This is a genomic window from Streptomyces fuscigenes, assembly GCF_021556455.1.
GTDB classification, from domain to species: Bacteria; Actinomycetota; Actinomycetes; order Streptomycetales; family Streptomycetaceae; genus Streptomyces; species Streptomyces fuscigenes.
In genome coordinates this window covers 1-11,387 of sequence record NZ_JAKGCV010000163.1, presented here as the reverse complement: position 1 = coordinate 11,387, position 11,387 = coordinate 1, and the positions used below count along the sequence as shown (strand labels likewise).

Here is an 11,387-nt window from a genome sequence, read left to right as displayed (position 1 = left end):
CGCGCCGGGCCGTCCCCGCGCGCCGGCCGGGGCGCTCAGGCGCCCGGCGTGCGGTCGACCGCGGCCACTTGGGCGGCACCGTCCGCGACCGTCTCGTAGACGGCGAGGATGTCCGCGCCGACCGTCGACCAGTCGAAGCGCCGCACGTGCGCGGACGCGCGTTCCCGCAGCGCGGCCCGCCGGGGGCCGTCCGCCAGCAGCGCGAGGGCCGACTCGGCCAGGGCGTCGGTGTCCTCGTTGGGGAACAGCACGCCGGCTTCGCCCTGCCCCAGCACCTGCGCGAACGCCTCCAGGTCGCTGGCGAGCACGGGCGCGCCCGCGGACATCGCCTCGACCAGGATGATGCCGAAGCTCTCGCCGCCCGTGTTGGGCGCCACGTACAGGTCGACGCTGCGCAGGAAGCGCGCCTTGTCCACGTCGCTGACCATGCCGAGGAACTCGACGCGCGGGCGCAGGTCCTTGGGCAGCGAGGCGACCGCCTCCTTCTCGTCGCCGCGCCCGGCCACCAGCAGCCGGGTCCCGGGCCGTTCCCGCAGGATCCGCGGCAGGGCCCGCATCAGGACCGGCAGGCCCTTGCGGGGCTCGTCGATGCGTCCGACGAACCCGATGGTGCGCGCGTCCTCGGTCCCCTGCCAGGCCGGATGCGGCTCGGCCCCCGCGAAGAAGTCGACGTCGACCCCGTTGGGGATGACCACGGCGTCCCCGCCGAGGTGTTCGACGAGGGTGCGGCGCGCGTACTCGCTGACGGCGATGCGCGCGCTGATCTTCTCCAGCGCCGCCTGGAGGATCGCGTACGCCGCGATCATGGCGCGCGAACGCGGGTTGGAGGTGTGGAACGTCGCGACGATCGGGCCCTGCGCGGCCCAGCAGGTGAGCAGGCCGAGGGAGGGCGAGGACGGCTCGTGGATGTGCACGACGTCGAAGGCGCCGTCGTGCAGCCAGCGCCGCACGCGGGCCGCCGAGATGAAGCCGAAGTTCAGGCGCGCGACGGACCCGTTGTACGGGACGGGTACCGCGCGGCCCGCCGAGACGACGTACGGCGGCAGGGGCGTGTCGTCGTCGGCGGGGGCCAGCACCGACACGTCGTGGCCGAGCTTGATCAGGTGCTCGGACAGGTCCCGGATGTGGAACTGCACGCCACCGGGCACGTCCCAGGAGTACGGGCAGACGATGCCGATCCTCATGCGCCCGACCGCCCGGCGCCCGGCGCGGCGCCGCCGCGCGGTTCGAGGTCGGCGAGCCACAGCCGCTGCAGCATGTGCCAGTCGTGGGGGTGCTCGGCGATCCCGCCGGCGAAGACGTCGGCAAGCGCCTGTGTCATGGCGGATGTCTTCTCGGTGCGGGTGCCCGCCTGCGGCACCTCGACGGGCGGGTGGACCGTGCCGCGCATGACCGGCGAGTCGTCGTACCAGAGGGTGACCGGCAGCAGGGCCGCGCCGGTGTGCTGGGCGAGCAGCGCGGGGCCCGCGGGCATCGTGGCGCGCTCGCCGAAGAAGTCGACCTCGACGCCGGAGGCGGACAGGTCGCGGTCGGCGACCAGGCACACCATGCCGCCGCCGCGCAGCCGCCGGGCGAGAACGCCGAACGCGGAGCCGCCCGCGTGCGGGAGCACCTCCATGCCGAGGCCCTCGCGGTAGGCGACGAAGCGGTCGTAGAGGCTCTCGGGCTTGAGCCGCTCGGCGACGGTGGTGAAGTTGCGGCCGAGCGCCTGGGCGACCCAGGCGCCGGCGAGGTCCCAGTTGGCCAGGTGCGGCAGCGCTATGATCACGCCCCGGCCCTCCGTGAACGCCTCGTCGAGGTGTTCGAGGCCCTTGGGGGCGAAGCCGCCGACCACCCGCTCCTTGGACCAGGTGGGCAGCCGGAAGGACTCCATCCAGTAGCGCAGGTACGAGCGCATGCCGGCCTTCGACAGCTCGGCGAGCCGCTCGGCACCCGCGTCGGGCACCACCCGGGCGAGGTTGCTCTCCAGTCGCAGTATCCCCTTGCCGCGCCGCCGCCAGGCCGCGTCGGCCACGGTGTTGCCGAGGGCGCGGGCCGCCGGTTCGGGCAGCGTCTTGACGGCGCTCCAGCCGAGCCCGTAGAGGGCGTCGGTCGCCCGGTCCTTGGCGCCGCTCACGAGGCGACCCCCGACGCGCCGGTGCCGCCGGTGCCCGCCTCGGCCTCGGCCCGTGCCGCGTCGGCCTCCGCGGCCTCGCGCCGGACGGTCACGACGCGCTGGCACAGGGTCACGAGCGAGCCGGCGGCGACGATCCACAGGGCGATCGGCAGCAGGATCTGGATGCCCGGGACACCGAAGGTGACGTGGAAGCCGGCGAGGCCGCCCAGGACGAGGGTGATGACCAGGCGCTCCGCTCGCTCCACCAGGCCGTTGACCGCGACGGGCAGCCCGATGGACTCGCCGCGCGCCTTGGTGTACGAGACGACCTGGCCGCTGGCGAGGCAGAAGATGGCGACCGCGCACATCATGTTGTTGTCGCCGGTGCCCGCGTACCAGAGGGCGAAGCCGCCGAAGATGGCTCCGTCGGCGACCCGGTCGAGCGTGGAGTCGAGGAACGCGCCCCACCGGCTGGAGATCTGCGCCTGGCGGGCCATGTTGCCGTCGACCAGGTCGGAGAAGACGAACACGGTGATGCAGATGGTGCCCCAGAAGAACTGGCCCCGCGGGTAGAAGACCAGCGCCCCCGCGACCACCCCGGCCGTCCCGATCAGGGTGACCGTGTCCGGGCTCACCCCCCGTCGCAGCAGGAACGCGGCGAACGGCGTGAGGACACGCGTGAAGAACGCACGCGCGTACTTGTTCAGCATGGCTTTCCCGGGGTCGGCGGCGCGCGGCGGCCCCGCTGGCCGTCGGCTGGCCCATCGTAGCCAGGACCGCCGCCCGCCACTGCCGGGTCCCCGGCTCGCGCCGCGATCGCCCGCGCCCGCCGGGACGGGGGAACGACGTATGGACGCGACCTGGCCGGAGTGCGAAGCTCGAAGGACACCGTGGGCACCGCCGGAGCTGCCCCTGCCGCTCCCCCTTGTCCGCATCGTGCGCGTCGGGCGCGCCGTGCACATCTCCTCGCCGTGCGATCACATCCGGGAGGCAGGACACCATGGGCGACAAGGCGAAGACACACAACGGGGCCGCCGGAGGGGCGCCGGCGGCCGACCGGCCCGCCACCGTGAGGAACGTGGTCCTGGTCGGCCACAGCGGATCGGGGAAGACGACGCTCGTCGAGGCGCTGGCGCAGACGGCGGGTGCCGTCGTCAGGCCGGGGCGGGTGGAGGACGGCGCGACCGTCTCCGACTACGACGAGATCGAGCACCGCCAGCACCGCTCCGTGCAGCTGTCGCTGGTGCCCGTCGAATGGGGCGGATACAAGATCAATCTCCTGGACACGCCAGGATATGCCGACTTCGTCGGTGAGCTGAGGGCCGGTCTGCGCGCCGCGGACGCGGCCCTCTTCGTCGTCTCGGCCGCCCAGGAGGCCGAGGCGGTCGTGGGCGCGACGCGCGCCGTGTGGGACGAGTGCGCGGCGGTCGGCATGCCCCGCGCCATCGTCGTCACCCACCTCGACACGGCGCGCACCTCCTTCGCCGCCATGACGGAGCTGTGCGGCCGCATCTTCGGCGGCGAAGACCCGGACGCCGTCGTCCCCCTCCACCTGCCGGTGCTCGGCCCCGAGGGACCGGACGGGCACGCGCCGGCGACCGGCCTGACCGCGCTGCTGTCGCGGCGCGTCCACGACTACGCGTCGGGCGGGCGCACCGTGACCGCGCCGTCCGAGGACGAGCTGCCGGGCGTGGAGGCGGCCCGCAACCGCCTGATCGAGGGGATCATCGCCGAGAGCGAGGACGAGTCCCTGATGGACCGCTACCTCGCCGGCGAGGACCTCGACGTCGCCACCCTGACGGCGGACCTGGAGAAGGCGGTCGCCCGGGGCGTCTTCCACCCGGTCCTCGCCGCCGCGCCCGCCCCGGAGGGCGGCACCCAGGGCCTCGGCACGCTCGAGCTGCTCGAACTGGTCACGGGCGGGTTCCCCTCGCCCCTGGAGCGGCGGGCGCCCCGGGTCACCACCCCGCGCGGGGCGGCGCGCGAGGGGATCGGCTGCGACCCGCGGGGGCCGCTCGTCGCGGAGGTCGTCAAGACGGCGTCCGACCCGTACGTGGGGCGGATGTCGCTCGTGCGGGTGTTCTCCGGGACGCTGCGGCCCGACGCGACGGTGCACGTGTCGGGCCACCACGCCAACGGCGGGCCCGGCGCCGCGGACGGCGGGCCCGGGCAGGACGGGGGCCACGACGAGGAGGAGCGGATCGGCTCGCTCTCCTCTCCGTTCGGCAAGCAGCAGCGGGTCCTGGCCGAATGCCGCGCCGGCGACCTCGCGTGCGTCGCCAAGCTCGCGCACGCGGAGACCGGCGACACGCTGTCCTCGCCGGAGGATCCGCTGCTCGTGGCGGCCTGGGCGATGCCGGACGCGCTGCTGCCGCTGGCGGTCCGTGCGCACAGCAAGGCCGACGAGGACAAGCTGTCGCAGGGCCTCGCCCGCCTGGTCGCGGAGGACCCGACCATGCGGCTGGAGCAGAACCAGGACACCCACCAGGTGGTGCTGTGGTGCCTGGGCGAGGCGCACCAGGAGGTCGCGCTGGAGCGGCTGCGCAGCCGCTACGGCGTCCAGGTCGACGCGGTGGCGCACCGGGTGCCGCTGCGCGAGACGTTCGGCGCGCCCGCGACGGGCCGGGGCCGGCACGTCAAGCAGTCGGGCGGGCACGGCCAGTTCGCGATCTGCGAGATCGAGGTGGAGCCGCTGCCGCCGGGCTCGGGCATCGAGTTCGTGGACCGGGTGGTCGGGGGCGCGGTGCCCCGCCAGTTCGTCCCGTCCGTCGAGAAGGGCGTGCGCGCGCAGGCGGCGCGCGGGGTGGCCGCGGGGCACCCGCTGGTCGACGTCCGGGTCACCCTGGTCGACGGCAAGGCGCACTCGGTGGACTCCTCGGACGCCGCGTTCCAGACGGCGGGCGCCCTCGCGCTGCGCGAGGCGGCGCTGGCCGCGCCGATCCATCTGCTGGAACCGGTCGCCGAGGTCGCGGTGCTGGTGCCCGACGAGCACGTCGGCCCGGTCATGAGCGACCTGTCGGGCCGGCGGGGCCGCGTCGTCGGCACCGAGCCGGCCGGGCCGGGGCTGACCCTGGTGCGGGCGGAGGTGCCCGAGCTGGAGATCGGCCGCTACGCGGTCGACCTGCGGTCCGTCGCGCACGGCACGGGACGCTTCAGCCGCACGTACGCGCGGCACGAGGCGATGCCGCCTTCGGTGGCCGAAAAGCTGCGGGAACGGAGCTTGATCGACGCGTAGTTGACATATGACTGCCACGGGCCGGGCCCCCCGGATACCCTGGGGTGCCCAGCTCAACAGGCGTGCGGGGCCCGCTGAGCGGGAAGAGGCGGCACAGCGGAACCTCGGGTGACGGGTGGGGGCGGTCAAGCAGTGAGCGACGAGTTCGACTTCAGCCCTGGGGCACAGGTGCCCCTGATGGGAGCGGCGGGCCAGACCGCCGCCACCCAGGCGCTGGCCTCGGCCGCGTACAGGGACAGCCCCATCACGGAGATCCTCAAGGCGGACAACGAGTGGCACCAGTCCACCATCAAGGGCGGCTCCCGCACCAAGGAGGGCGAGAAGCGGAACCTCTTCGCCCCCAACCTCGGTGAGGCGTTCTCGCGGGCCGTGCAGACGCGGACGCTCGGGGCGGGCCGCGCGGCGCTCGTGCAGTCCTTCGGCATCGAGGCGCAGACGGTCGTGGAGCACTGCCTGGCCGCGAACCACATCCGCAAGGAGCGCGACCGCCGGCTGACCGTCGTCACGGTCGTCTTCGGCGTGCTGTTCCTGCCCGGCCTGCTGATCTGGCTCGGGGTGTTCGCGCTGCGCCGGGGCCTGTCGAAGGGCGTGGCGAAGGGCGCGGGCGCCATCGGCACGCTGCTGCTGGTCGCGGTCGGCGTCCTCGCGGTGATCGTGCTGCTGTTCCTGCCGTTCGACGGGGTGCTCGGCTGGTACCTGCGCGGCATGATCCTGATGCCGGTCGTCGGCTGGTACCTCGCCAAGCGGATCTCCGAGTCCACGGCGAAGGACCTGCGCGAGCGGTGGTCCGCGCTGCTGGCGGGCGGCGGCATCGGCGCGAAGGTCCCCGACGCGGTGCCGGGCCACCCGGGCGAGGCCTCCCGCGAGGAACTGCGCCAGGGCCTGCAGCGCCTGACGGCCGAGCAGCAGTCCAACGTCGTCTTCTACGCGGGCCCCAAGGGCATACTCGGCATGGGCACGCGGTGGGGCGGCTGGCAGCTCGCGGAGCAGCTCGTCCCGAAGGACCCGGGCACGGAGATCCACGGCTTCCGCAGCTGGGACGTCATCAAGGCCATCCACGACCAGCTGAAGATGCTGGAGCGGGGCCCCCTGAACACGGGCGGCTTCCCGACGCCCTCGGTGAAGCACTGGATCGTCTCGCCGGTGGGACAGGGCGCGGGTGCCGTCTCGCGGCCGGAGGGCCAGGACGTCGAGGCGTACCAGATCAAGCCGCACGAGATACAGCGCATCTGCAACGAGCAGCAGTTCGGCAGCGGCAACCGCCACTACCTCGGCGTGCAGTTCACGCTCTGGGACGGCCAGCTCGTGCTGACGATGCTCATCAGCGTGACCGTGCTGCACGAGACCCTGCGCATCGAGGTCACCGGGCACGCTCTCGGCCCGGTGCACGGCCTGTTCACCACGGGCCCCTCCCCCAAGACCGTGACGACGCCGAAAATGGTCAAGTTCTGGGAGAGCAACACCCGCACCCTGCCCCTCGTGGACAACGACGAGGTCGTGCGTCTCGCGGTGCGCGCTCCCCTGCTGTGGTATCCGCCGATCCTGGACCACCTCGGCGGCAAGCTGGTGCTGCCCGAGCCGTTCGGGCTGCGGCACGCGTGGGCCGAGCAGCCGTGGCTGCACCGCTTCATGGCCGACGACGCGCTGCGCACCGCGACGCCCGTGCTGCGCGCGACGCACAGCGCCGCCCTGCGGGTCCTGCAGGAGCACAACGTCGACACCTCCCGCTTCGGCGACCGGGCGGGCGTCCTCAGCGGGCAGGTCCAGGACCCGACACCGTCGAAGGCCGACACCTACAACGCGTGAGGCGCCGCCGCCCCGCACGCGCGCGGGCCCGCACCCTCGCCGGTGCGGGCCCGCCGCCGTGCCGCGGGGCCGAGGAGGTCAGTCCTCGACGGGCCAGGCCGCGGCGAGCATGGTCCGCGTGTCGGCGAGGAGCTGGGGCAGCACCTTGGTGTGCCCGACCACCGGCATGAAGTTGGTGTCCCCGCCCCACCGGGGCACGACGTGCTGGTGCAGGTGCGCCGCGATGCCCGCGCCCGCGACCGCGCCCTGGTTCATCCCGATGTTGAATCCGTGTGCGCCGGAGGCGGTGCGCAGCGCGGTCATCGCCCGCTTCGTGAACAGCCCGAGCTCGGCCGTCTCGGCGTCGTCCAGCTCCGTGTAGTCGGCGACGTGCCGGAAGGGGACCACCATCAGGTGCCCGCCGTTGTACGGGTACAGGTTGAGCACCGCGTACACCCGCTCACCGCGCGCGACGACCAGACCGTCCTCGTCCGACTTGGACGGGATGGCGCAGAAGGGGCAGCCGTCTTCCGCCCCCGAACCGCTGGGCTTGTTCTCACCCTGGATGTACGCCATCCGGTGAGGCGTCCACAGGCGCTGGAACGCGTCCGGGCTCCCCACTCCGATCTGCTGCTCCGGCTCAGTCGTCATGCTGTGCAGCATAGGACCTGGCCCTGTCGGGGCGTGTCGCCGGTGCCCGCCCTCACCGGCCACCGGGATGCTGGGACGATGCGTGACGACACGGCCCCCTCGCGGCTCGACGACTGGGAGCGGCGGACGGAGCTGCCCCTGCTCGGGGTGTCCCTGGTGTACCTCGCGGCGTACGCGGTGCGGGTGCTGGCGTGGTCGTCGCCGGCGGCGCTGCGGGACGCGGCGCTCGGGGTGCAGCTCGCCGCCTGGGCGGTCTTCGTGGCCGACTACGCGGTCCGGCTGGCGCTGAGCGGGGAGGGCCGGGGCTTCGTGCGCTCGCACTGGCTGGACTCGCTGGTCCTGCTGCTGCCGCTGCTGCGCCCCGTACGGGTCGTGCAGGTGTACTCGGCCGTCCAGCGCCGCCGCACGGACCTGCCGCGGCTGAGCCTGTACGCGCGGGTGATGTCGTACGCGGGGCTGTCCTCGGCGCTGCTCACCTTCACGGCGGCGCTGACCGTCTACCACGTCGAGCGGACCGCGCCGGGCGCGACGATCACCACCTTCGGCGACTCGGTGTGGTGGGCGGCCTCGGCGATCACCACCGTGGGCTACGGGGACGTGACGCCGGTGACGGCCGAGGGCCGGGTGGTGGCGGTGGGCCTGATGGTGTGCGGCCTCGCGCTGCTCGGCGCCGTGACCGGCTCGTTCTCCTCGTGGCTGATCGAGGTCTTCCGGCAGGAGGGCCGGGACGCGAAGCGGCCCCCGGAGGGCTGACGCCGCTGCCGGGGGCCGCTTCGCGCGTGCGGTCAGATCTGGACGCGGTCCGCGACGATCCGGGCCATCTTGTCGAGGGCCTCGTCGCGCGGGACGTTGTTCTCCTGCGAGCCGTCGCGGTAGCGGAAGGAGACCGTGCCGCCCTGCATGTCGTCGTCGCCGACGATCACCATGAACGGGGTCTTGTCCTTCTGGTGGTTGCGGATCTTCTTCTGCATGCGGTCCGAGGAGGAGTCCACCTCCATGCGCAGGCCCCGCTTGCGGGCCTCCGCCGCGAACTCCTCCAGGTACGGCACGTGCGTGTCGCCGACGGGGATGCCGACGGCCTGCACCGGCGCGAGCCAGGCGGGGAAGGCGCCCGCGTAGTGCTCCAGCAGGACGCCGAAGAAGCGCTCGATGGAGCCGAACAGCGCGCGGTGCAGCATGACGGGCTGCTGCTTCGAGCCGTCGGCGGCGGTGTACTCGAGGCCGAAGCGCTTGGGCTGGTTGAAGTCGACCTGGAGGGTCGACATCTGCCACGACCTGCCGATCGCGTCCTTCGCCTGCACGGAGATCTTCGGGCCGTAGAAGGCGGCGCCGCCCGGGTCCGGCACGAGCGGCAGGCCCTGCTTCTCGGCGGCCCGGCGGAGCGCGTCCGTGGCCTCCTCCCAGTCCTCGTCCGAGCCGATGAACTTGTCCGACTCCGGGTCGCGGGTGGACAGTTCCAGCTCGAAGTCGTCGAGCCCGTAGTCGCGCAGCAGGTCAAGGACGAAGGTCAGCAGCGAGCCGAGCTCCTCGGGCATCTGCTCCTTGGTGCAGTAGATGTGCGAGTCGTCCTGGGTGAAGCCGCGGGAGCGGGTCAGGCCGTGCACGACGCCGGACTTCTCGTAGCGGTAGACCGTGCCGAATTCGAACAGCCGCAGCGGCAGTTCGCGGTACGAGCGGCCCCGCGACTTGAAGATCAGGTTGTGCATGGGGCAGTTCATCGACTTGAGGCGGTAGTTCTGCCCGTCGAACTCGATGGGCGGGAACATGCTCTCCGAGTAGTGCGGCAGGTGCCCGGACGTCTCGAAGAGCTGCTCCTTGGAGATGTGCGGGGTGTTGACGAACTCGTACCCCTCCTCCTCGTGCCGGCGGCGCGAGTAGTTCTCCATCTCCTTGCGGATCACCCCGCCCTTGGGGTGGAAGACGGCGAGGCCGGGGCCGAGCTCGTCGGGGAAGGAGAACAGGTCGAGCTCCGCGCCGAGCTTGCGGTGGTCGCGGCGCTCCGCCTCGGCCAGGAACTCCAGGTGCGCCTTGAGCTCGTCCTTCGTCGGCCACGCGGTGCCGTAGATGCGCTGCAGCTGCGGGTTCTTCTCGCTGCCGCGCCAGTACGCGGCGGCCGAGCGCATCAGCTTGAACGCGGGGATGTACCGGGTGGTCGGCAGGTGCGGGCCGCGGCACAGGTCCTTCCAGCACAGCTCGCCGGTCTTCGCGTCGAGGTTGTCGTAGATCGTCAGCTCGCCGGTGCCGACCTCGGCGTCCGCGCCCTCGGCGGCGTCGGCCGCCTTGCCCTTGAGGCCGATCAGCTCGATCTTGTACGGCTCGGCCGCGAGCTCGACGCGGGCGGCCTCGTCGGTGGTGACGCGGCGCGAGAAGCGCTGCCCGCGCTTCTGGATCTCCTGCATCTTCTTCTCGACGGCCTTGAGGTCCTCCGGCGTGAACGGCTTCTCCACGTCGAAGTCGTAGTAGAAGCCGTCCTTGATGGGCGGGCCGATGCCGAGCTTCGCCTCGGGGAAGATCTCCTGCACGGCCTGCGCCATCACGTGCGCCGTCGAGTGGCGCAGGATGTTCAGGCCGTCCGGGGAGGAGATCTCCACCGGCTCGACGACCTCGCCCTCGCCCAGGGCGTACGCGAGGTCCTTCAGCTGCCCGTCGACCCGGGCCGCGACGACGGCGCGCTCGCCCGGGAAGAGGTCGGCGGCCGTAGTCCCCGTCGTCACCACGCGCTCTTCCCGCTCGGAATCGCGTTGGATGATCACACGGACGTCTGACACCGGTCTCTCCCTCACTGCACGGGCTGCCGCAGCGAACGCTGCGCGGAGTGAATCGTACCGAGCATCGGCAGTCGATCGCGAAAGGGTATAGCGACCGCAAAGGCCGCGTACCTCACCACCTGTCCGGGTACCTACCGGTCCGTGCCGGGTCCCGCAGCCCTCCGCACAGCCATGTGCCCTGCGGGGCGGAGGAGTTCGTGAATGACGCTGTGGTACGAGGGGCCGCTGGCCGCGTTCGGGGCCGCCACCACCGGGAGGGACGCCGAGGGCGACCGGATCGTCTGGGCGGCGCTGGTCACGCAGGAGGCGCCGGACCGGGCGCCGCGGGTGCGGAGGTGGCTGGTGGACCCGGGGGTGCCGGTGCCCGCCGCGTTCGGCCTGACGGTGGATTTCCTGCACCGCAACGGCCGCTGGCCCGCACCCGTCGTGGAGGAGATAGCCAGGGCCCTCGGCGGCACCTGGGCGGACGGCGTGCCCCTGGTGGTGCAGCACGCCTCGTACGGGCTCACGGTGCTGGACCGCGAGCTGTGGCGGCACCGGGCGTCCCGGCTCGCCCGGTACGCGGAGCCCGCGCCGCTGTGCGTCCTCGACCCCTGGGTGCTCGACGGGCGGCTGGGCCGGCGGCGGCCGGGCGGGGCCGGACTCGCCGAGCTGTGCGCACGCTACGGCGTGCGGGCCGCGGAGGTCCGCGATCCCGCGGGCCGGGCACTGGCGGGGCTGGAGGTCACCCGGGCGCTCGGCCGCAGGTTCGCCGCGCGCCTCGGGCGGCTGACGGCCGCGGAGCTGCACCGGCTGCAGGGCGCGTGGCACGCGGCGCAGGACCGGCGCGGGCTCGGCTGGCGGGTGCGGGGCG

At 73.1% G+C, this 11,387-nt stretch carries 9 protein-coding genes; 4 read left to right on the top strand and 5 right to left on the bottom strand.

Features of this window, described 5'->3' with window-relative positions; genetic code table 11:
• Positions 1-35 precede the first annotated feature (35 nt).
• The 3 genes from L1885_RS15230 to pgsA are packed head-to-tail and all read right to left on the bottom strand — an operon-like array spanning position 36 to position 2,805.
• Positions 36-1,184 carry a glycosyltransferase family 4 protein gene (locus L1885_RS15230; protein WP_235797649.1) on the bottom strand — a complete coding sequence of 383 codons (1,149 nt, stop codon included), beginning with the start codon at positions 1,182-1,184 and terminating at the stop codon, positions 36-38.
• Positions 1,181-2,116: a phosphatidylinositol mannoside acyltransferase gene (locus L1885_RS15225; RefSeq protein ID WP_235797648.1), complete on the bottom strand. Its 936-nt coding sequence runs from the start codon at positions 2,114-2,116 to the stop codon at positions 1,181-1,183. Before L1885_RS15225 ends, L1885_RS15230 begins: the two co-directional genes overlap by 4 nt.
• On the bottom strand, positions 2,113-2,805 hold the full coding sequence (gene pgsA, locus L1885_RS15220) for a phosphatidylinositol phosphate synthase (protein ID WP_235797647.1): 693 nt from the start codon (positions 2,803-2,805) through the stop codon (positions 2,113-2,115). The genes L1885_RS15225 and pgsA overlap by 4 nt, the downstream gene beginning before the upstream one ends.
• A 290-nt stretch (positions 2,806-3,095) precedes the next feature.
• Between pgsA and L1885_RS15215 the strand changes: the two genes are divergently transcribed.
• Together L1885_RS15215 and L1885_RS15210 are read left to right on the top strand one after the other, a co-directional pair.
• Complete coding sequence (locus L1885_RS15215) at positions 3,096-5,330, top strand: elongation factor G-like protein EF-G2 (protein ID WP_235797646.1); 2,235 nt, start codon at positions 3,096-3,098, stop codon at positions 5,328-5,330.
• 177 nt (positions 5,331-5,507) lie between these two features.
• Positions 5,508-7,136, top strand: a complete 1,629-nt coding sequence (locus L1885_RS15210; protein WP_235797650.1) for an AbeC-like domain-containing protein — start codon at positions 5,508-5,510, stop codon at positions 7,134-7,136.
• A 78-nt stretch (positions 7,137-7,214) separates the two neighbouring features.
• Here L1885_RS15210 and L1885_RS15205 read toward each other — a convergent pair whose 3' ends face one another.
• Positions 7,215-7,778 carry an HIT family protein gene (locus L1885_RS15205; protein WP_235797645.1) on the bottom strand — a complete coding sequence of 188 codons (564 nt, stop codon included), beginning with the start codon at positions 7,776-7,778 and terminating at the stop codon, positions 7,215-7,217.
• Positions 7,779-7,844: 66 nt separating this feature from the next.
• On the opposite strand from L1885_RS15205, the gene L1885_RS15200 reads away from it, so the two are divergent.
• On the top strand, positions 7,845-8,519 hold the full coding sequence (locus L1885_RS15200; protein ID WP_235797644.1) for a potassium channel family protein: 675 nt from the start codon (positions 7,845-7,847) through the stop codon (positions 8,517-8,519).
• Between the two features lie 32 nt (positions 8,520-8,551).
• Here L1885_RS15200 and thrS read toward each other — a convergent pair whose 3' ends face one another.
• A complete protein-coding gene (gene thrS / locus L1885_RS15195) occupies positions 8,552-10,534 on the bottom strand; it encodes a threonine--tRNA ligase (protein WP_235797643.1) in 1,983 nt (660 codons plus the stop codon).
• A gap of 201 nt (positions 10,535-10,735) precedes the next feature.
• On the opposite strand from thrS, the gene L1885_RS15190 reads away from it, so the two are divergent.
• Positions 10,736-11,387: 3'-5' exonuclease family protein (locus tag L1885_RS15190; RefSeq protein ID WP_235797642.1), on the top strand; the 652-nt coding region annotated here is incomplete at its 3' end.

Excerpts from the sequence above, each read along its gene's own strand:
- L1885_RS15230 (WP_235797649.1), bottom strand. The coding sequence starts at position 1,184 with ATGAGGATCGGCATCGTCTGCCCGTACTCCTGGGACGTGCCCGGTGGC.
- pgsA (WP_235797647.1), bottom strand. The coding sequence starts at position 2,805 with ATGCTGAACAAGTACGCGCGTGCGTTCTTCACGCGTGTCCTCACGCCG.
- L1885_RS15215 (WP_235797646.1), top strand. The coding sequence starts at position 3,096 with ATGGGCGACAAGGCGAAGACACACAACGGGGCCGCCGGAGGGGCGCCG.
- L1885_RS15210 (WP_235797650.1), top strand. The coding sequence starts at position 5,508 with ATGGGAGCGGCGGGCCAGACCGCCGCCACCCAGGCGCTGGCCTCGGCC.
- L1885_RS15205 (WP_235797645.1), bottom strand. The coding sequence starts at position 7,778 with ATGCTGCACAGCATGACGACTGAGCCGGAGCAGCAGATCGGAGTGGGG.
- L1885_RS15200 (WP_235797644.1), top strand. The coding sequence starts at position 7,845 with ATGCGTGACGACACGGCCCCCTCGCGGCTCGACGACTGGGAGCGGCGG.